The organism is Ruegeria sp. J8, assembly GCF_056531925.1.
The window spans coordinates 404,479-424,463 of the sequence record NZ_JBQFMR010000002.1; the positions used below are offsets into that span (position 1 = coordinate 404,479).

23 protein-coding genes and 1 tRNA gene are annotated in these 19,985 nt (G+C 57.7%); 9 read left to right on the forward strand and 15 right to left on the reverse strand.

What is annotated here, in order from left to right; translation table 11 throughout:
• The 5 genes from ACR0L1_RS05535 to ACR0L1_RS05555 all read right to left on the reverse strand — a co-directional run bounded on the left by ACR0L1_RS05535 (position 1) and on the right by ACR0L1_RS05555 (position 5,574).
• Positions 1-1,686 (reverse strand): Na/Pi cotransporter family protein, encoded by a 1,686-nt coding sequence (locus ACR0L1_RS05535; RefSeq protein WP_480857574.1) that lies wholly within the window; start codon positions 1,684-1,686, stop codon positions 1-3.
• A 148-nt stretch (positions 1,687-1,834) separates the two neighbouring features.
• Positions 1,835-2,869, reverse strand: coding sequence for a TRAP transporter substrate-binding protein (locus ACR0L1_RS05540; protein ID WP_170770277.1), 1,035 nt, complete (start codon positions 2,867-2,869; stop codon positions 1,835-1,837).
• Between the two features lie 52 nt (positions 2,870-2,921).
• A complete protein-coding gene (locus ACR0L1_RS05545; RefSeq protein WP_170770275.1) occupies positions 2,922-4,241 on the reverse strand; it encodes a TRAP transporter large permease in 1,320 nt (439 codons plus the stop codon).
• Positions 4,238-4,810: a TRAP transporter small permease subunit gene (locus ACR0L1_RS05550; RefSeq protein WP_170788912.1), complete on the reverse strand. Its 573-nt coding sequence runs from the start codon at positions 4,808-4,810 to the stop codon at positions 4,238-4,240. The genes ACR0L1_RS05545 and ACR0L1_RS05550 overlap by 4 nt, the downstream gene beginning before the upstream one ends.
• An 8-nt stretch (positions 4,811-4,818) precedes the next feature.
• Positions 4,819-5,574, reverse strand: a complete 756-nt coding sequence (locus ACR0L1_RS05555) for an N-formylglutamate amidohydrolase (protein WP_480857576.1) — start codon at positions 5,572-5,574, stop codon at positions 4,819-4,821.
• A gap of 155 nt (positions 5,575-5,729) precedes the next feature.
• Between ACR0L1_RS05555 and ACR0L1_RS05560 the strand changes: the two genes are divergently transcribed.
• Positions 5,730-6,599: a MurR/RpiR family transcriptional regulator gene (locus ACR0L1_RS05560; RefSeq protein WP_480857578.1), complete on the forward strand. Its 870-nt coding sequence runs from the start codon at positions 5,730-5,732 to the stop codon at positions 6,597-6,599.
• An 839-nt stretch (positions 6,600-7,438) separates the two neighbouring features.
• Here ACR0L1_RS05560 and ACR0L1_RS05565 read toward each other — a convergent pair.
• Positions 7,439-8,113, reverse strand: coding sequence for a TIGR04283 family arsenosugar biosynthesis glycosyltransferase (locus ACR0L1_RS05565; RefSeq protein WP_170788913.1), 675 nt, complete (start codon positions 8,111-8,113; stop codon positions 7,439-7,441).
• Positions 8,114-8,186: 73 nt separating this feature from the next.
• Between ACR0L1_RS05565 and ygfZ the strand changes: the two genes are divergently transcribed.
• Complete coding sequence (gene ygfZ, locus ACR0L1_RS05570; protein WP_480502652.1) at positions 8,187-8,924, forward strand: CAF17-like 4Fe-4S cluster assembly/insertion protein YgfZ; 738 nt, start codon at positions 8,187-8,189, stop codon at positions 8,922-8,924.
• Between the two features lie 104 nt (positions 8,925-9,028).
• Positions 9,029-9,973 (forward strand): ABC transporter transmembrane domain-containing protein, encoded by a 945-nt coding sequence (locus tag ACR0L1_RS05575; protein WP_170782710.1) that lies wholly within the window; start codon positions 9,029-9,031, stop codon positions 9,971-9,973.
• A 52-nt stretch (positions 9,974-10,025) separates the two neighbouring features.
• On the opposite strand, the gene efp is transcribed toward ACR0L1_RS05575, so the two are convergent.
• Positions 10,026-10,589 carry an elongation factor P gene (efp, locus tag ACR0L1_RS05580; protein ID WP_170788915.1) on the reverse strand — a complete coding sequence of 188 codons (564 nt, stop codon included), beginning with the start codon at positions 10,587-10,589 and terminating at the stop codon, positions 10,026-10,028.
• 218 nt (positions 10,590-10,807) lie between these two features.
• On the opposite strand from efp, the gene ACR0L1_RS05585 reads away from it, so the two are divergent.
• Positions 10,808-11,128 (forward strand): DUF6280 family protein, encoded by a 321-nt coding sequence (locus ACR0L1_RS05585; RefSeq protein ID WP_037310273.1) that lies wholly within the window; start codon positions 10,808-10,810, stop codon positions 11,126-11,128.
• A gap of 72 nt (positions 11,129-11,200) precedes the next feature.
• On the opposite strand, the gene ACR0L1_RS05590 is transcribed toward ACR0L1_RS05585, so the two are convergent.
• Positions 11,201-11,770, reverse strand: coding sequence for a cobalamin biosynthesis protein CobQ (locus tag ACR0L1_RS05590; RefSeq protein ID WP_480857581.1), 570 nt, complete (start codon positions 11,768-11,770; stop codon positions 11,201-11,203).
• A 62-nt stretch (positions 11,771-11,832) separates the two neighbouring features.
• Here ACR0L1_RS05590 and ACR0L1_RS05595 point away from each other — a divergent pair, with 62 nt between their 5' ends.
• Positions 11,833-13,290, forward strand: coding sequence for a cobyric acid synthase (locus ACR0L1_RS05595; RefSeq protein ID WP_480857583.1), 1,458 nt, complete (start codon positions 11,833-11,835; stop codon positions 13,288-13,290).
• Positions 13,291-13,293: 3 nt separating this feature from the next.
• On the opposite strand, the gene ACR0L1_RS05600 is transcribed toward ACR0L1_RS05595, so the two are convergent.
• From ACR0L1_RS05600 to ACR0L1_RS05610, 3 genes are all read right to left on the reverse strand, one after another.
• A complete protein-coding gene (locus tag ACR0L1_RS05600) occupies positions 13,294-13,980 on the reverse strand; it encodes a hypothetical protein (protein ID WP_480857584.1) in 687 nt (228 codons plus the stop codon).
• A 74-nt stretch (positions 13,981-14,054) separates the two neighbouring features.
• Positions 14,055-15,473 (reverse strand): TolC family outer membrane protein, encoded by a 1,419-nt coding sequence (locus tag ACR0L1_RS05605; RefSeq protein WP_170788919.1) that lies wholly within the window; start codon positions 15,471-15,473, stop codon positions 14,055-14,057.
• Between the two features lie 95 nt (positions 15,474-15,568).
• Positions 15,569-16,222, reverse strand: a complete 654-nt coding sequence (locus ACR0L1_RS05610) for a protein-L-isoaspartate O-methyltransferase family protein (protein ID WP_170770250.1) — start codon at positions 16,220-16,222, stop codon at positions 15,569-15,571.
• Between the two features lie 226 nt (positions 16,223-16,448).
• Here ACR0L1_RS05610 and ACR0L1_RS05615 point away from each other — a divergent pair.
• A tRNA-Cys gene (locus tag ACR0L1_RS05615) sits at positions 16,449-16,522 on the forward strand.
• 68 nt (positions 16,523-16,590) lie between these two features.
• Here the strand turns inward: ACR0L1_RS05615 and ACR0L1_RS05620 are convergent.
• From ACR0L1_RS05620 to ACR0L1_RS05630, 3 genes are read right to left on the reverse strand one after another with little or no spacing between them, the layout of a single operon-like run.
• Positions 16,591-17,622, reverse strand: coding sequence for a site-specific integrase (locus ACR0L1_RS05620; protein ID WP_171727566.1), 1,032 nt, complete (start codon positions 17,620-17,622; stop codon positions 16,591-16,593).
• The gene (locus tag ACR0L1_RS05625; protein WP_171727567.1) at positions 17,619-17,810 is read right to left on the reverse strand and encodes a hypothetical protein; all 192 of its coding nucleotides are present in this window, start codon (positions 17,808-17,810) and stop codon (positions 17,619-17,621) included. The genes ACR0L1_RS05620 and ACR0L1_RS05625 overlap by 4 nt, the downstream gene beginning before the upstream one ends.
• Positions 17,811-17,834: 24 nt before the next feature.
• Entirely contained in the window at positions 17,835-18,029 is a 195-nt protein-coding gene (locus ACR0L1_RS05630) for an Arc family DNA-binding protein (RefSeq protein WP_024096636.1), read from the reverse strand.
• A gap of 84 nt (positions 18,030-18,113) precedes the next feature.
• Between ACR0L1_RS05630 and ACR0L1_RS05635 the strand changes: the two genes are divergently transcribed.
• Positions 18,114-18,428: an Arc family DNA-binding protein gene (locus ACR0L1_RS05635; protein ID WP_216599023.1), complete on the forward strand. Its 315-nt coding sequence runs from the start codon at positions 18,114-18,116 to the stop codon at positions 18,426-18,428.
• Between the two features lie 2 nt (positions 18,429-18,430).
• On the opposite strand, the gene ACR0L1_RS05640 is transcribed toward ACR0L1_RS05635, so the two are convergent.
• Positions 18,431-19,030, reverse strand: coding sequence for a hypothetical protein (locus ACR0L1_RS05640; RefSeq protein WP_253282773.1), 600 nt, complete (start codon positions 19,028-19,030; stop codon positions 18,431-18,433).
• Positions 19,031-19,230: 200 nt separating this feature from the next.
• Between ACR0L1_RS05640 and ACR0L1_RS05645 the strand changes: the two genes are divergently transcribed.
• Both ACR0L1_RS05645 and ACR0L1_RS05650 read left to right on the forward strand, forming a co-directional pair.
• Positions 19,231-19,443 (forward strand): helix-turn-helix domain-containing protein, encoded by a 213-nt coding sequence (locus ACR0L1_RS05645; protein WP_170610065.1) that lies wholly within the window; start codon positions 19,231-19,233, stop codon positions 19,441-19,443.
• Positions 19,444-19,445: 2 nt separating this feature from the next.
• Positions 19,446-19,646: a hypothetical protein gene (locus ACR0L1_RS05650; RefSeq protein WP_171727570.1), complete on the forward strand. Its 201-nt coding sequence runs from the start codon at positions 19,446-19,448 to the stop codon at positions 19,644-19,646.
• Positions 19,647-19,985: the final 339 nt, after the last annotated feature.

Below are 19,985 nucleotides of genomic sequence, written 5' to 3' on the forward strand. Positions count from 1 at the left end.
CTAGTCCTCGACCGTTTCGCTATCCATTTCCATCACCAGACGTGTCTCCAGCACCTGCCCGCTTTGGTAGAGGATCGGATAGGCGATGGCGGCGATATGCCCGTGCAGGTCACGCATGGCGCGCAACGTCTCAAGATGCAGATCACTTGAGGCAAAGCTCTCGGTCTGCCCCCTCTCAAGCCGTTTCAGATGCGCCTTGCGGCTATGCCGTGACAGGCGCTTGACCTCGGCCTTGTCCAGCACCAGACGGCGGGCGCAGTCCACATCATTCACCAGCAGCACATGACGAGCCAGCGAGAAACTGGCCAGTACAGCCGCGTGCAGGTCCTTGAGCTCCTTCCAGCCTTGCGCCGAAAACTCGGTGCGTTCAGTGTGTTTGATCTGCGCGGTTCGGGTCATGCGGTTTGACACCACGTCGCCCGCCGCCTCAAGCCGGATCGCGTATTCGACCAGGCCGCGCGCCGCCTTGATCTGCGCCTTGCTCATGTTTTGGCGCGGCATTCGGGCGACAAAGCGTCGAATTTCGGTCAGCTGTGCATTCACCCGTTCATCCTGCTGCCACAGGGCCGAGATCGCATCGCTGTCGTCCTGCTCATAAATATCCAGAACCGGGCGGAACATGCGCTCAACCTGTGTGACCATCTGCAACAGCTCATGCCGGACCGAGGACATCGCAACGTTCGCCCCCGACGCGCTTGGATCGTTCAGTGGGCTAAGCGCGTCCGAGAAGTGGTCCATCGCGTGCGCCTTAACCTCGGGCTCGGGCAGCAGCAGTGTCACCGGACGCTCCATCCAGTTCACAAACCCTGTGGCCAGCACAAAAACGGCAAGGTTGAACCCGATATGGGCCAAGATCAACGACTGCCCTGCCCCCGCCACCATCAGCGTCTGAAGCGTGCCGGTCACGTTGACCACAATCAGCATCACCAGCGCCGCGCTGCCGCGTAGCAGAAGGTTGGCCAGTGGAATACGACGCGCGGAAACCGTAAGGTCACGGGTCAGCCAGATCGGAATAAAGGCCGAGCCCAGATTGGCCCCAAGAACCAGCGACAGCCCGGCAGCAAAAGGGATGGCTCCGATCTGAACCAGTGTCACGCACATCAGGATCGTCGCAACCGAACTGTGCATGACAAAGGCCAATACCGCGCCCACGATAAAGGCGCTGAAATAGTCGCTTTCCAGATAGCCCGCGATGGCGGGCAAAAAGGCGCTCTCGCGGATCGGATCAACCGCATCGCGCAAGAACTGCAATGAAACCAGAATGAACGCGATGCCCAGAACAATGCGCCCTATCAGCCGCACATTGGCGCGGTCGGACTTGAGGTACAGCCACCCGCCCAGCGCCAGCAGCACGGGCTGCAGCCAACCCAGATCATAAGATAGAACCTGAATGACAAGCGCTGCACCCAGATCCGCGCCCAGCACCCCGGCCAATGCAAGGCCAAAGCTGACCATGCCTGCCGCGGCAAAACCGGTCAGCAAAACTGTAACCGCAGCCGAGCTTTGCAGGATCGTTGCCAGAACCATTCCGGCCGCACCCGCAACAAAGGTGTTCGAGTGTCGCGTCAACAGCGACTGGAACAATGCGCCAAAGCGTCTTTCGATGCCCGTGCGGACCAGCCGCACCGCAAACAGCAGCAACATGGTCGCCGCAAAAATCTCGATCAGGAACCCCGCAATAGCCATTGGCCTATACCCCTCTGACCCGGTTCACGCCAAGGCGCGACCAGAGTGTTCTTGTCTGTTTCAGAGGCAAGCCTAGCATCGGGGATCGGGGTTCCAGAGGTCCAATACCGGCGCGCGACCGAGGCCGCGCGCCGTAATCGCATTGAAATTAGCCGTAGCGATAAGGCCGTCCGGCCTTGAGCATGTCGGCGTTATACTGCTTGAAGATCTCGACAACCTTGGCTTTGGTCTCGGACTCGGCTGCGATTTCATCCCAGAAGGCAACGGCTGCTTCTTCGACCTGCGCCCATTCGGCGTCTGGGATTGAGGTCAGTTCCATCTTATCGCCATTCACGCGCAGGCTGGCCTCGCCACCCCAATACCACCACTGGCGATAGTAGTGCGATTGGTCGCAGCAAACGCGGAACAGGGTCTGCAGGTCTTCCGGCAGTTCGTTCCAGCGGTCCATATTGGCAAAGAACGATCCTGCCCATGCGCCCGAGATGTTGTTGGTCAGGAAATAGTTGGTCACATCAGCCCAACCCACGGTGTAGTCTTCGGTGATGCCCGACCAAGCGATGCCGTCCAACTCGCCGGTTTGCACCGCGACCTCGATGTCTTCCCACGGCAGAGTGACCGGCACAACGCCGAATTGGCTCAGGAAGCGGCCCGCCGTTGGGAAGGTAAAGACGCGTTTGCCCTGCAGATCGGCCAAGCTGTTGATCGGGTCTTTGGTGGCAAAGTGGCAGGGATCCCAAGCGCCCGCGCTGATATGCTTGACGCCGACCTTGGAATATTCCTCATCCCAGATCTCGTTCAGGCCGTACTGGTTGAACAGCACCGGCACGTCCAGCGAGTAGCGGGAAGCAAACGGGAAATAGCCACCGAACACGGTGACTTCGGTGGGAGATGCCATCGAGTCATCATCTGATTGCACCGCATCGATGGTGCCGCGCTGCATGGCGCGGAACAGCTCTCCGGTCGGGACCAGCTGATCAGCATAGAACAGCTCGATCTGCATCCGGTCACCAGCGATCTTGTTGAACATCTCGATGGCCGGGTCGATCACATGGGCCGCCAAAGCTGGACCGGCATAGGTCTGCATCCGCCATGTGATCGTGCTCTGCGCCAGCGCGGGCGCGGCCAGAGGGGCAGCGGCAACGCCCACCCCGGCGGTTTGCAGAAACTTACGTCTTGTTGTCATGTCATTTCCTCTCTGTTGCAGTTCTTCTCGTGCCTTTTCATCGGCATTCTTGTTAGTTTCCGTAAACATATCCGGGCAGCCACAAGGCCAGTTCCGGGAAGATCATGATAATCGTCAGCGCCAGCACCATCACCGCCACAAACGGGAAGATCGAGCGGTAGATGTCGCGCAGCGTGATCTCGGGCGGGGCCATCGCGCGCATCAAAAACAGGTTATAGCCGAAGGGCGGCGTCATATATGCGATCTGTGTGGTGATCGTATACAGCACTCCGTACCAGATCAGGTCAAAGCCCAGCGCCCCCACCAGTGGCACATAGAGTGGGGCTACGATCACCAGCATCGCCGTGTCGTCCAAAAACGTGCCCATCACGATAAAGCTGAGCTGCATCAGGATCAAAATCATCCATGGCGACAGGCCAAGTTGATCGGTGAACAGGTTGTCGATGGCCTTCACCGCGCCCAAGCCATCAAACACCGCACCAAAGCCAAGAGCGGCGAGAATGATCCACATGAACATGCACGAAATCGCCAGCGTCTGCTTGGTGCAGTCCTCGAAAATCTTCCACGTCATGCGCCGTTTCACCACCGACACGACCAGCGCCGTCAGCGCCCCAATGGCCGAGCTTTCGACCAGCGAGGTCCAGCCATTCACAAAGGGCACCATCATGGCGGCAAAGATGATCAATGGCAGCGCACCCGCGCCCAGCAGGCGGATCTTCTCGGCCCGCGGGACCTCATGCGCATCTTCCATGGCGGGGCCCAGATGCGGCTGAATGCGGCAGCGGATCCAGATATACAGAATGAACATGCCCGCCATCAGCAGGCCGGGCACGATCCCGGCCAGCCACAACTGCCCTACCGGCTGCCGCGCGATCATCGCATAGAGCACCAGAACCACCGAGGGCGGCACAAGAATTCCCAGACTGGAACCCGCCTGAATGACACCCGTGACCATCGTCTTGTCATAGCCCCGCCTCAGCAATTCCGGCAGCGCAATGGTCGCGCCAATCGCCATCCCCGCCACGCTGAGCCCGTTCATGGCCGAAACCAGCACCATCAGCCCGATTGTGCCAATTGCCAGCCCGCCATTCACAGGCCCCATCCAGACATGGAACATCCGATAGAGGTCATCGGCCAGACGGCTTTCTGACAACACGTAGCCCATGAAGATGAACATCGGCAGCGTTAGCAGTGGATACCACTTCATCAGCTTCATCGCGGCTGAAAATGTGATGTCCTGCCCGCCTGTTCCCCACAGGGCCAGCGCGGCAACAGTTGCGACCGCTCCGATCGCGCCAAAGACGCGCTGACCTGTGAACAGCATCAGCATCATCGAGGCGAACATGAAAATGGCGATATATTCCTGGCTCATGCCCGAGCGACCCCGATTTCCTGCCCTTTGATCCGGGCTATGTCTTTGAAGAATTCCGATATCGCCTGCAGCAGCATCAGGAAGAAGCCCAGCGTCATGATCGATTTGATCGGCCAGATATAAGGTCGCCACGCGGTCGAGGAACGCTCGAGCCGCCCAACCTCTTCACTGCCGGTCAGAAGACCAGTGAAATAAGCCACGGGTTCCGTGCCCCAATACCCAAGGCTATAGGCAGTTGAGCCCAAGCCGCCATAGAACAACACGCCCAGATACAGAATCAACAGCAGCACTGTGAAGGCGTCGAACCACGCTTTCTTCTTGTGACTCCAGTTGTGATAAAACAGGTCCATCCGTACGTTCGAACCCAGCTGGATCGAATACGGCCCGCCCATGATGTAATAGGTCACCATGGCAAATTGCGCCATTTCCAGGGTCCACAGCGACGGCAGAAAGAAGGTTTTCGAGATCGACGACCACAGCAGGATGCCCATCATCGCGAACAGACCCCACATCATCACCCGCCCGATCCGGTAGTTGATCGCGTCAACGACGCGGACATATATGCTCATCGCCCGGATCACTCGGTCGCCCTTTCTTCTAAGGTCGCCAAGGTCCGCTTGATCCACGGTACAAGGCAGTTGGTGACGGTTGCGTGCTGCTGAGGCGTGCGGATCAAGTCGTTGCGGATTTCGATCATCACGTTCAGCAAACCATTGGGCAATGCCTGCACATCCAATGTGTGGGCCACGCCGTCCTTGGCCGAATACGGCTCGTTCAGTCGCGTGATATACGGGTTCTCAACGGCTTTCGTTGCCATCATCGCGGCGGCAAACCGATCATCGACTCCGTGCAGTATGCCAAGCTCGACCTGACGTTTTTGTCCGTGATAAATTGGCGTGAAGCTATGGATCGTCACCAGCAACTCCAGTGAGGCGCGGTTGCGGTCAATCACAGCCGACAAGGCTTGTCGAAACGGGTCATAGACCCCATGGATACGGGCCTGCCTTTCTTCATCCGACATCTGGGCATTTGCGGGGATGTCGTAGTCCTCGCTCCGGACGGGCATGGCGCCCGGCGCTTCGGGGGGACGGTTGCAGTCATAGACCAGCCGCGACACACCACCATGAACCAGCGGTGCCGAGAGTTCGGCAGACATCATCCGGGCCACGGCCAATGCGCCGGGGTCCCATGCGATGTGACTGTCGCGCGCCTCGGCGCCTAGGCCCATGTCGCCCAGAAACGCAGGGATGCGGTTCGACGCGTGTTCGCAGACCAACACCACCTTCGGGGCGTTGCCTGCCAAGTCAGTGTGAACAACTGTGCCGAAATCCAACTTATCGCCCCGCGATTCCCAGAATCTTCTTTGTGGAAAAATTTCCACACACGTCGATCACCTGTCAATAATTTTCCTGTACAATTTTCTCCAGACTTGATCTTGATGAAAAATTATTCACATTATGCCTTTGTCGCATACAGGAGGATCGTTTAGTGCGGGTGACGGACAGGCTGCTGGCCCATCGGGACAAGATGACGCCTTCGGAACGGCAACTTGTCAGTGTGCTCCTGGATGACTATCCCATGGCAGGCTTGGGCAGCATTACTGAACTGGCCAACACCGCCTCGGTCTCGACCACCACGGTGGCACGGATGCTGCAAAAGACCGGATTTGACGGCTATCCGCAATTTCAGGCCGCCCTGCGGGGCGAAGTAAAAGAGATGATCTCGGGCCCCATCGCCAAGCGTGATGTCTGGCAAAACGATCTGCCCGAAGAACACATCCTCAACCGCTACTCCCAGCAATCCCTCGCCAACCAAAAGCGCACGATTGATGAGGTCGATCCAGCCGAGTTTGACAGTTTTTGCAACCTGTTATCCGATCCCAACCGACGTATTTTCATCACCGGAGGACGCATCACAGGTACAATGGCGCAGTACCTGTACCTGCATTTGCAAATGATCCGTCCCGACGTCCGAATGTTACCGGTGGCTGCGTCGTGGACACATGATCTGCTGGATGTACGCAAGGATGATGTCCTAATCGCGCTGGACGTGCGGCGCTACGAGAACTCGACCATGCTGATCGGGCAGCTCTGTCAGGAACGCGGGGCCGAGATTGTGCTGTTCACAGACCAGTGGCGCTCGCCCATTCACCGACTGGCCAAACATACCTTTGCCGCACGGATTGCGGTACCGTCAGCGTGGGATTCGATGGCGTCGATCCTGACGCTGATGGAGTGCGCCATCGCCGAGGTTCAGGAACGCCTTTGGGATTCGGTCAAAGACCGCACCGACGAACTTGAGGCCGCCTTTGACCGTACCAAGCTGTTCCGCAAGTTCGGTCAAAACTCGGGTTCTTAACATCTGAAATTGCTATAATTTACAACTGCCCGTGATCAGTGTTGCCACTGCGGGGCCGCGCGTTCACTTTATGGGCATGAGTTTTGTCGCCGATAATCAACTGCCGCTTCTGATCCTGTTTTTTCTGATCGGACTCGTAGGCACCGGGTTTCTGTTCCGCAAACCTGCGGGGCATCGAGCGTGGAAACTGGCCGATCTGGTCTGGGTCGTGTTGGGTGGCATCGGCGCATTGGTTGCCGTTTTGGCAGGTCTTTACACTGCAGACAGTTCTCGTCTCGACCGACAAATCGACGTGGCCTATGCCGCTACACTGGCCTTTGACCGAGACGCTGCCCGCTTTCGCCTGCGGTTTTGCGACCCGGCCTATGATGATGACATTGGCGTTCTGTGCGAAAAGGTGGAATTCCTGTCAGCGTCTACGGCCAGCAACGCTGACCTGCCCCTGTTTATCGCCGTGACCAACGAGGTCGCGCCGCTGCAAGGACTGCACTTCCTGTTCGGACGTCAGGCCAAGGACGAAATGGACGACGCACGCGCGATGGCCGAAAAAGCCAGCGCTTTCGATATCGACCAATTTCTGGTTTTTACGACCGTGGACGACAAAACCCAGATTGCCATCGACAATATGCGCCGCAAGGTGCCTGCGATTGCCGGTGACTATCTGATCCTTGCCCGAAGCTATGAGGATCTGATTGCGCAAGTCGGGAAGTTGAAGGACGAATGGGAATATCTACAAGCCAACGCGCATATATTGGTGTTGCAGATCATTGCCCTATGTCTGGTCAGCTTTGCTGCACCGTTCCGTCTGGGCAAATCGCTTGTAGAACTACGCACCGCGTTCAGCGCCGATACGCCTGAGCCAGCCGCTCCGGGTCCGCGCCAAGAAAATACCGTGTCAGAGTCCAAAGGTTCCGCGTCCCTCGACGCAGCCAACCCGCCTTCTGGTATCGGTCCGCACTCGTAAAGGCCCGGACCGGCAACAGAGTGATGCGGCCAAGGCGACGCACCAACGCCACGTCCTCCATCAATGGCTGATCCGGGAACCCTCCCGCCTTTTCATACAGGCGGCGCGGAACCAGCAACCCCTGATCGCCATAGGGCAAGCCAAATATCCGGCTGCGCAGGTTGGCCCAACCCGCCACCCATGTCGGTGCAAAACCCGAGGCAGAAAACGCCAGCCGGAAGACCCCCGGGGTGCCATATCGCAGATGATCCCCAACCACTTTGGTCCAGCCCTGCTGCAATACGGTATCGGCGTGCAGAACCAGCAGCCACTCGCCCTTGGCCTCGGCACACCCCCGGCGCAACTGACCACCGCGCGACGCGGCACCGGACACGATTTCAGCCCCGGCCTCATCCGAGATCTCTAGGGTTTGGTCCGTCGATCCACCGTCCGAAACGATCAACTCCCTGATCAGGCCGGTATGCAGCCCTTCCATCAACGCCTCAAGCGTTGCGGGTAAGGTCTGAGCCGCGTTCAGGGTTGGGATGACGATCGAGATCGGTGCTGGCACGTGGATTACCCTCTGGTCTTGTCGGCGCGAATTCCTATATCACGAAGCCGAGGGAAAGCACGAGGACACCCCCATGCCCAATCGCCGCATCCTGCGCCTAAGTGGCGCGGACACTGACAGTTTCCTGCAAGGGCTGGTGACAAACGATATCGCCGGGATGCAGGGCGGGTTGGTCTATGCAGCGCTGCTGACGCCGCAGGGCAAATACCTTGCCGATTTCTTTCTGACGCGTCGGGGCGACGCTGTCTTGCTGGACGTGGCAGAAACTCTGGCGGACGGGCTGGTCAAGCGTCTGAGCATGTACAAGCTGCGCGCGGACGTCACGATCGCGGACAGCGGGTTGAATCTGCAACGCGGCACCGGCCCTGCGCCCGACGGCGCCCTGCCCGACCCACGCCACAATGACATGGGCTGGCGGACGTATAGCGCTGCTTCTGAAAGCGACGACGGCACCGATTGGGACGCCATCCGTGTGCGAAATTGCATCCCTGAGACGGGCGTTGAGCTGACCCCAGACAGCTACATCCTCGAATCCGGGTTCGAAGCGCTGAACGGCGTCGATTTCAAGAAGGGCTGTTATGTCGGGCAAGAGGTCACCGCCCGCATGAAGCACAAGACCGAGCTGCGCAAAGGTCTGCGCCGGGTGCTGATCGACGGCAGCGCCCCGGTCGGAACGGAAATCAACGCGGGTGGCAAATCTGTTGGGACGTTGTTCACTCAGTCTGGCGGCGCTGCCATCGCGTATCTGCGGCTGGATCGCGCCATCGGCGATATGCAGGCCGACACAGCGACAGTTCGGCTAAGCGGTTGAATTGTTGCGCAATCGGCACGGCTGATCCCCGTCACCGCGGGTAAAGATTGCCACCCCCACCCTGGCGCTGTCACAATACCGACGGGACCAACACGGGTGCGGGTATGTTCAAGCTATACAGAGCGATCTGGCGCGCCAGCGCCGGGCGACAGATCATCCTGATCGCCCTGTCCATTGCGGTGGCCGCCCTTGCCGCCGTCCCACTGGAATTTCAACGCGATATCGTCAACCACCTGACCTCGGCCAATATTGATGCCGATCACCTGATGTTGCTGGGCGCGGGGATGATGGGGGTTATCCTGCTGAGCCTCGGGTTGAAATGGGTGCTGGGATACCGCTCGGGCACGCTGGGCGAAGACATGATCCGCCTTATCCGTCAGCGGCTGCTGGTCAGGTCTGCTGATCTGAACGAAACGGGCGAGGACGTGCGCAAGGGGACCATGACCACCGCCATCTCGGCCGAAGCGGAAGAGCTCGGCAAATTCGCAGGTGGTGCGTTTTCCGACCCGGTCGTGCAAATCGGAACGTTGATCAGCGTGATAGGATATATTTCCTCCACACAGCCGGGGCTGGGACTGATCGCTTTTTCGATGATCGTGCCGCAGATCGTCATCGTGCTGGTGTCGCAACGCAAAGTGAATGTCTTTGTGGCTGAACGCGTGCGCATTCTGCGCAGCGCCACGGACCGGCTGACTTCGGCCCAGATCGACGCCGCTGCGCGTGAGGTCGAGGCGCAGTTCGACGACATCTATGAAACCCGCCGCCGGATGTTTCTCTGGAAGCTGTCTGCCAAATTCCTGCTCAGCGTCATCAACGGCGCAGGCACCGTTGGCATACTGATGCTGGGCGGTTGGCTGGTTCTGCAAGGGCGCACCGATGTCGGCACCGTGGTTGCCGCAACAAGCGGGCTGGCCCGGATCCAGGGACCGACCGCGTTTCTGATCGCCTTCTACCGCCAGGTCAGCGCCAACCGCATCAAGTATGAGCTGATGCTGGAACTGTTCGGCCCCCACCCCGAGCAATACCGCCGTATCAAGCGCCGCACATAAAAAAGGCCGCGTAGCCTTGGCTAACGCGGCCTCTTGGTGATTTCAGTGCAGCTTACGCGCGCTCGGAATATTCCATGGTCTCGGTGTTCACTACGATCATCTCATCCTGACCGATGAAGGGCGGCACCATGACCTTGACGCCATTGTCCAGAATGGCCGGTTTGAACGAGTTCGCAGCGGTCTGACCTTTGACGACAGGCTCGGTTTCGACGATCTTGCAGGTCACTTTCTGGGGCAGCGTGGCGTTCAGGGCCTCCGCTTCGTAGAACTCAACCACAATGGTCATGCCGTCCTGCAGAAACGGGCGACGTTCGCCCAGCAGATCCGATGGCAGTTCGATCTGCTCATAGGTCTCGGAATCCATGAACACCAGCATGCCGTCGGATTCGTAGAGGAACTGCTGATCCTTCTGTTCCAGCCGCACACGCTCGACCTTGTCCGCCGAGCGGAACCGTTCGTTCAATTTCGACCCGTTGCGCAGGTTACGCAGTTCGACCTGTGCAAAAGCACCGCCTTTTCCGGGCTTTACGTGATCGACTTTTACGGCTGCCCACAGGCCGTCATTATGCTCAAGCACATTGCCGGGGCGAATTTCGTTCCCATTTATCTTGGGCATGACATAAATCCTTCACAAACGGTTGATGCGTCAGTTGCGCTTCCTATATCTGGCGTGACCACACCTGGCAAGACAACGAGACCTAGTGCTGCACATGCAGCAAGCTATGCGAGTGACGCAACGCAACTATGCATATTAGCTGTATCCGAATCACACTTTATAGGTCATAAGGACCGTCACGCCGAAAATGCAAGAGCAAGAACAACAAGGAAGACGAGATGAGAGATTTCGTTGACGGCACCGCCTTTAACAATGAGCAAGGCAACCGTGCGCGCAAACTTTTTGCAGCCGTCGTTCTGGCTGCGCTGGATGATGCAATTGCCGATGACAAGAAATACGGCAATGGCCCCGAACAAATCGCCCGCTGGGCCCGCTCTCGCGATGGCCGCGAGGTGCTGTCCTGCGCGGGTATCGACCCCAATGAGCGGGTTGTCAGCGGCCTGATGGAATTCGTGGGGCGCGGTGTGCGCACCTCGGTCGCGCTGTCGCGCGAGGAAAGCGAACGCCGTAACGCTGCTCAGCAGGCCGAAGCCGCCTGATCTGAACTGCTGTCCTTGAGAAAAAGCGCGCTCTGACTGCCAGAGCGCGCTTTTCTTTTGGCTAAACCAACGTCAGAAAAACAACAGCCACTGCCGAGCGACCCAGACTTCGGCTGCAAGCAAAGCTGCGAAGAAGATCTTTGCCGGAAGGGTCAATCCGCGCCGCCACAGCGCGATATATGACACCGCGCAGGCTGTGATCGACACAAGCACGACCCATTGTGCGTGATGGGCGCTGTCCCAATAGCTGATCGGGCTGTGAAAGACCCAATTGCTCAGCGGCCAAAACTGCGCCCGTCCATCCCCTGCATGCAGCAGAAAATCGGTACCCAGATGCAGCAACCCGGCCGAGGCGCCCAGCACCAGCAAACGCGCGCGCAGCAATACCCCGATGGCCAGTGCCAGCCCCCAGACTAGAAACGAGTTGTCGATGGCAAAAACGGTCTGCCACGCGTCGGAATAATAAAGCTGCCCGAACACCACCTGCTCGGGGATGTTCAGAATGAACAGCGACACCCCCGCCATCAGATAGAGCGACAGGTCCGGCAGTACCGACCCAATCAGAACGGCACGCAGAGTTCGGCCATAGGACGGGCGCGCAAAGGCGGCGGCTCCGATCAAAAGATGGGCTGGCGTGTTCATCGGGGGCTTTTCCTCTGCCATCAAATCGGGTCATGTGCCAGTCAGGTTATAGGAGAACAAGCATGGTTCGCGCCATCATGATTCAGGGTACCGGCAGCAATGTGGGTAAATCGGTTTTGGTGGCCGGGCTGGCTCGCGCCTATACACGACGCGGGCTGCGCGTGGCTCCGTTCAAGCCGCAGAACATGTCAAACAACGCCGCCGTAACCGAAAACGGCGGCGAGATCGGGCGCGCGCAGGCGCTTCAGGCGTGGGCAGCGAACAGGCCGACGCATACGGATATGAACCCGATTCTGCTCAAACCCGAAACCGACACGGGGGCGCAGATCATCGTGCAGGGGCAGCGGGCTGGAACGATGAAGGCGGGTGACTACCGCAAGGACAAATCCAAGCTGCTGGGGGCTGCGCTGGAAAGCTTTGACCGGCTCTGTGCGGATGCCGATCTGGTTCTGGTCGAGGGCGCAGGCAGTCCGGCTGAAACCAACCTGCGTAAGGGAGATATTGCCAATATGGGCTTTGCCTGCGCCGCAGGTGTGCCGGTCGTGCTGGTCGGCGACATTCACCGCGGCGGTGTAATCGCACAGATTGTAGGCACGCAGGCAGTGCTAGAAGCCAGCGATCTAGCGATGATCAAGGGCTTTGCGGTGAACCGCTTCAAAGGCGATGTATCCCTTTTCGATGAAGGGCGTGACGATATCGCAGCGCGGACCGGTTGGGCCTGCGTGGGTGTCGTGCCGTGGTTCAACGACGCATGGAAACTGCCTGCCGAGGATATGATGGACATCCGCTCTCACGAGGGCGGGACCTGCAAAGTGGTGGTGCCGCAACTTGAGCGGATGGCCAATTTTGACGATCTGGACCCGCTTTCGGCTGAACCAGGCATCACGGTCGAGATCGTCCCTGCGGGGCGCCCCCTGCCCGGCGATGCTGACCTTGTGCTGCTGCCAGGCAGTAAATCCACTATCGGCGACCTGATCTATTTCCGGGCGCAGGGGTGGGATGTGGACCTCTATGGCCATGTGCGGCGCGGTGGTCATGTTTTGGGCCTGTGTGGCGGGTATCAGATGCTGGGCAATACCATCTCCGATCCCGGGGGCGTCGATGGTCGACCGGGAACAGTCGATGGGCTGGGCTTGCTGGACGTCGATACCATCATGGCTGGCCAGAAGCAGGTCACGTTGCGGCGGGCGCATGCGCTTCCTGGCAAAGAACCGGTGTCAGGCTATGAAATCCATATGGGCCGGACCGAGGGCCCCGACTGCGCCCGCGCGTGGCTAGAGGTGGAAGGTCGCCCCGAGGGTGCGGCGGACAAAACCGGGCGTATTCGCGGCAGTTATCTGCACGGGATTTTTTCGTCCGATGCGTTCCGCGCGCGCTACCTATCAGAATTGGGGGTTGTCTCAGAGATCGGGTATGAAGACGGTGTGGATGAGACGCTGGACGCTTTGGCCGACCATCTTGAGCAACATATGGATCTGGATCAGCTTTTGGAACTGGCGCAACAGCCCAGCCGGGCCTAGCGTCTAGCTGGATTCCAGCTCAGCCAGAGCCCGGTAAATCTCGCGCCGGACCATTTTGCGCACGTTGCGGGTGATGCGTTCGCCCAGCACGCCCTGAAGCTCTTCCCGCACGACCTGTGCGATAAGCTGGCGCAACGCGTCTTCGTCCATCGCAGGGGGTTCAGGTTGGTCTTCGGCCTCGGTCGCCGCGATGACCTCGGGGTCACGGATGAAGGTTGCTTTGGTGTCCGAGAGCCCCTCTTCCACCACTTCATCCTCTTTGGCTTCGTTCCCGACGCTCCAACCCAAAGCACGGGTCGGAGTTCCAGAATAGGCGTCATCGCTATCACCGTCGGGTTCCCACTGATCCTCGGTGCGGGCAATCGCCGCCTCCAGCGCTTCTATCTTGGAACTCAGGCTGAAACTCGGAACTTTCTCTGGGGTTGGGACGGGTTGCGACGCCTCACTCTCTACTGCATCCCGGGCGCGCAGAACCATAGGTTTGACTGACGCATCCACCACCGGGTCTGCAATGGGTTTACCGTCCTCATTATCCCCGACTCGCAGTGCGTCCGTCAAAACCAATCTACCGGGCTTTCGTGCCAAAGAAGACGGAACGAGATCGGGGATTTTGCGGCCTTCTTCACCGACCAGGCGTTTGATAGAGGACAAAACGTCCTCTACTCTCCCGTCTACGACTTTATCCGTCATTCTTCTCTACCACTCTTTCCTCAGAATCGAGTGTAGCCAAACACTTCGGCCCTCACAACAGATTGTGTCCTGGGTTAGTCGCGGCGCAGGGCCTTGAGTACCCGATCCAGATCCTTGCTCTGCTTGCTAACCTGTGCCGGTGCTTTCTTGACCAGATTGTAATACAGCGTCGGGTCATAGATTTGCACGGCCAGCCCCAAACGCTCGGCCGTCAAAAGACCTTGCGCCTGCAACAACTGATAGGCAGCCCGCGACCGTTCGGTGCGCGATGCAACCTCATTGAGCTGCGCATCCAGCAGGTCTTGCTGTGCGTTCAGAACATCCAGCGTCGTCCGAGCGCCCAAGGTCGCCTCTTCCCGGATGCCGTCAAAGGCCACTTGAGAAGCTCGCACCTGCTCGGTCGAAGCGCGCAGGCTGGCCGATGCAGCCTGGAAGTTGGCATAAGCCACGGAAACGCCTTGCGTGATATCTTTCTGTACGTTCAGCAGGTTCGCGCGGGACGCGTCACGGGTCGCCATTGCACGACGGACCTGCGCGGCCAAGGCGCCACCAGCATAGATCGGCTGAGTGAAGGTCAAAGCGACCGTCGCGTCTTCGATTGAATCGTCGTTGTCGTAGCTTTCGGTAATCCCGGCATCCGCGTTCAAAGTAACATTCGGGCCAAGGTTTGCACGCTGCTGAAGAACGGCCAGATCAAAGGCACGAACCTCATGCTGAGATGACAGGATCGCCGGGTGGTTGCGCTGAGCCAGGGCAATCGCCTCCGCCTCTGACCGCGGCAGGTTGGGCAGGCTGGGCTGACCAGCCGTCGCGCCCGGCGCTTTACCTACGGCGTTAACGTATTCGGCCTGCGCCGTGCTCAGGTTCCCGCGCGCAACGGACAATTCCGCCTGAGCGCTGGCAAGCTGCGCCTGCGACAGCGCCACGTCCGTGCGCGTCACCTCGCCCACATCGAAACGGTCCTGCGAAGCGCGGAGTTCCTCGGCAGAAACTTCCACATCGTTCAATTGAATCTGAACGGTTTCTTCCTGAAGAACAACGGCCAAATAAGCATTTACGGCTCGGAACAGCACGGCCTGTTCCACATCAATCAGGCTTTGACGTGTGGACAGAACGATTTCTTGCGCCGATTGCTTGCCCAGAACCGAAAAGCCACCATCGTAGATCAGCTGACTAAGCGTCAGACCAGCAAAGAACGTAGAAGGTTCATTTCGGACCGTCACATCGTCAATGGTCGAGCGGGTATAATCCTGGCTGACCTGAGCGGCAAAGTTGATGATCGGACGCAGCGCGGCCAATGCGATCGCCACATCTTCGTCGGCAGCACGCAGCAAGGCCCGGTTTTGTTCCAACAGCCCGCTGGTGTTATAAGCACCAATGAACGCGTCTGTCAGATTGTCTGCCCATGCGCCCCGACCTGGCACAACACTAAGCGCGATACCAGCCGTCAGCGCCAACGCCTTGACCAGTTTTCCTCCCGCCGTAGAACTCATCACGAAATCCTCTCAAACCAAAATTACGCAGCCCTGCGGACAGTTTGCGCGTTTATGTTCAACTAATCAAGGTGGCAGGACAATCTGTCCCGGAATTATAGCGAAAATACACGATCCGTGGAAAAAGCGCGCAAAACCGGGGCATTGGCATTAAACGCGTGGCGCCAAGTCACGCGTTCGCCGGATTTGTGGCCGATCCGAACAGTTCCCAATTCACCATCCATGAAAAGGCATGCGATCCGGCCATGATCCTTGAGCTGCGCGAGCAACGCGTCAGGCACATGCTCGACCCCGCCCTGAATCAGGATGACATCGTAGGGGCCATGTTCGGTTGCACCCTGCTCCAAAGGCCCGACATGCACGATTGCGTTATCTGCGTCTGCTTCCATCAAAACGGTTTGGGCCTCGGTGGCGAGTTCTTCATCCTCTTCCACCGCAACCACAAGCTGCGCCATCTTTGCGGCAACAGCAGTAGAATACCCCATCGCCGGCGCGATATCGAGCACGACCTCATCATTGGAAATATTCAGCGCATCCAACATTTTGGCAAGCGTCCGAGGCTCCAGCAGGCAGCGACCGTTCCCCAGATCAAGCAGCCCTTCAACATATGCTGCCTCGCGCTGCGCATCGGGCACGAAGTTTTCACGCCTGACGCTAAGCATCGCATCGATAATCGGAAATTTCGTGACATCAGAAGGCCGGATTTGCGTATCGACCATAGTGCGGCGCCGGGCTGCGAAATCTGTCATTGGATCGCTCGTTCTATTCCCTTGGATGCTGGGCTTGTGCCATATCCGGATAAAACCGGCAACGGCTCAGGCATCGAAACTTTTGTTGCAGAACAGGAAAGTGAACCTGTTTCCGATACGGCACGCCTGCGCTTGCTGAATTTTCGCCGCAACCCTCTGGACGCCCCAGAAGAAAGCTGTTAAAACGCCTGTCACACCACAGCAAGTATTTGATTTTACTTGATAAGGCGAGTTGGCGGAGTGGTGACGCAGCGGATTGCAAATCCGTGTACACCGGTTCGATTCCGGTACTCGCCTCCAATAAAATCAATGACTTGCGTCATCCTTCCTCTCCTTCACTGCCATTTTTGAAACAACCGTTGAAACTTTCACGTTTCGGTCTTGCTTCGTTCCATTTGATTTCTTGCCTCTTGCGCGCGCTTCGCCAGCTCTCTTTGCCGGATCGGCCCACCGTACTTTTTGAGCATCTCAACGCCTGAATGGCCGGTGACGGCTTTGACCATCTCGTCATCACATCCAGCCAGATACAGCTCGATCGTCGCATTTTTCCTGAGCCCGTGCGTTTTGTAGTAGCTCGCCTTCTCGTGCTTCATCTTCTTTTTGATGGTGCGCATTTCCTCCGCAACGATCCGATAGCTCACTGGTCGACCCTTGGCGTCGGTCACAACAGTGCCGTCCGTTCGTGCGAGCCCGTCGAGGTGGGCTTTCAGGCGGTCGGTAAGCGGGATCCACAACGGCTTGTCGGTTTTGCCCTGCGTGAAATCGAAACCTTCATCGGAAAAGTGCCCCCACTTCATCTTCACGACATCGCCGATGCGCTGGCCTGTTCCAACGCAAAGCTCATAGACCAGCCGAGCCCGTTTTGAAGCCAGCGCTTCGAACTCGGCACGAACATCATCTGGCCAAGGTTCCCAGCCATCGCTCTGCTGTTTGAAGAGCGGAATGCCTTTCGCTGGATTGCCGTGCTCCTTCTTGATGAAGCCAATCAATCGTGCGTGGTTCATCAAGACGACCATAACCTGAACGAGATAGTTGGCTTGCCGCCAATGATCCGCATTTGCCCGGTGCAGTTCATAAATGTGGTGGGTTTCGATTCTAGCCGGGTCTTTGTCGGCCCAGATCTCACGAATGTGGCTGATGTACCGACGATAGTCGGATCTCGTACGGGGCTTCAGCTTCTTGTAGGCGTCGCTCTCGTAATAGCTAAGAATCAACGCCTCAAAATTGCGTTTCACCGGCGCTGGCGCTGGTTTTCCCTTCAGCAGGCGATTGTAATGATCCCAAAATTCCGGCGTGCCCGCTTCCTCGTGCATCATTACCGAGATACCGCGTGAACGCCGGATGAACCGGAGATACCCCCTGTCATTATAGACGTATTTTGGCAGGCTCTTGCGGGTCATTCGCCCATTCTCAAGTCGCCGTTGAGAAAGTCGTCTGCGGCCTCTGGAGCGATCATGTTGGCATCGACGATGACGCTGCCATCGGGCTTGATCTCGAATTTCGCGCGCTGCCAACCTGCCTCCCGCGCCTCGCGGATGAAGGCCGAGGCTGCCTGTTTCGCCTTTGTCTGTGCACTAGCTTTGGTCATCTTATCGACACCTCTCCCACCTCGTTAACAACGCGCATTATCACCCTGATCCATATTGATATTTCCAATTGCTCCGCGCGTAGAACGTCTGTCTTTCGCCGCGCGAATGGCGCGGATCACTTCTGAATTTTGGGAATTTCCATTGCGATCGGACTCCGCTTTGATCCACTCCTTGAGCTCTTGCGGAAGCCGAAGCTGCATTGGTTTACGACTGTTCATGAAACGCCTCCAGGTTGAAATCATAACCTACTAGTGGCATTTAGCCACTATTGCGTCAATCGCCCTTTATGGCACAGTGCCACTATGCCAGAACAAAGCTCTCAAAATCAGGATAAATTCATCGTGCGGCTGCCCGACGGCTTGCGCGATCGAATACGCCTCGCGGCCGAAGTAAACCATCGCAGTATGAATGCCGAGGTTGTTGCCCTACTCGAAGAAAACTACCCGGCTCCTGTGCCGGAAAAACTGGACGACCCCGCTGCGCGGCTATTGTTTTGGCTCGCCAAACGCATCCGCCGAAGAAACCCGAAGCCTGGGACACCTAGGGACAAGCAAGCCGCCCTGTATGAGCGCATTGCGGGCGATATCGCGGAACGAATGAAAGAAATTGGCGAATAACCCTAATAGGCAACCCACTCATATCCGTGGTTGCCTTCGTGATCTTCCCATTCCACACCGACGCCTCGTCGCCAATTTGATGACGAACAGCGACGTGACGGCAGAACCCATTGCGGGGCAGCTGCTGGTGTCGTGCGTTGCCAGCCAAATTCGCCCTGCGTGCCGTAGGTGCCGAGACGCATGTTGTAACTCTCGGAACAATCATCGTCGCGCCCGCCTTTGCGGTGGCTGTAGTGCCGAACATCCCAGACGCGGATCGAGCGCACGAAATCAAATTCCAGACCGCTGATGTCGATATCGGCACCGCCTTCGACCACCAGTGCCAGAATGACTTGGCCAAGAGTCTGACCTGATTGGTTACTGGCTTCCCAGATTTCTGGGGCCGTGCTTTGCAATGGCGCGCGCTCAGAAACACCCATAGGGCAACGCCAGATTTGTAAAGGCGGCTCGATCGGCCAAGGCGTGATCCGACGGATGAAAACGGCACGGGCATAAGCACATTCTGCTGACGCGGGCCACCCACCAGCCAGGCAAAGCAGAATGGCGCAGTCGACCTGATAGGCTTTCGCCACCTGCGGAGCCACGCTGCAGAAAAGAGCCATTGCGCCTCCAACAACCCAATTCCTGATGAACCTGCACCACATATCATTAAATTCCTTTTGATTACATTACTGCATTATTGACACATTACTTCTTCCCTCCCCCTCCACACCATATGCGAGCATGCCCTTTGTGAGGCTCGCGCGCGTTTTGTGGAATATATTCCGTAGAGCGGTTCTTGTGATCTGGCCGAATAGAGGCCATGAAATTAAGGGAACGAGTAGGGTTAAATGTCCGGAATCTCAGAAGTTCCAGAGGATTAAGCCAAGAACAACTAGCGTTAGCTGCGGATGTGGATCGCAGCTATATCAGCGAGATCGAACTCGCCAAAAATTCAGCATCAATCGATGTTCTGGAGCGGATTGCGGATGCTCTCGGCGTCGATCCCAAGGAATTGTTTAACGAGAGGGGCTAGTTTTGCCCGAATTTGAGAGCGTTCGCACAACGGCCGAAGCCATCGGCCGCATTACGTGTATCAAGACAGGCGAAGAAATCGGCCTGCTGTATCAGTGGGACAACGGCGAGACACAAGCAGCGCTATACAATGGCAGCCGCCCTAAAACACAAAACTGCTCAGATCATCCGGCTGAACCGGACATTGGCGCAAAATGCAGCTAACGGCCGGAAAGAGCCCATTGTGCCGAGTGAGCAGTTGCAGCATTCCGCAACCGCAACAAAATCGCGCGAGTAATGTGCGGCCCGTTTCTGTAGTTGGCCGACCCTCCTCAATGCCGGGCTTGCAGCGCGCATACCGGACATTTGCTGTTGTCGCATAATTTGAAACCATACGAGCGGTCACAACGCGGAGATAGTGTTGAAAAAACTCCGCTTCCGAACCGAAAAGGTCAAATTGGGAGAAAATCTTTCCGCCAAGCCCCTCTTTTTCAAAAGGTGTTTTTGGAGTGCTAGATTGGAGGGGGGGTGTTCCAAAATTTGGGCGCGAAATTTATCGCGTCG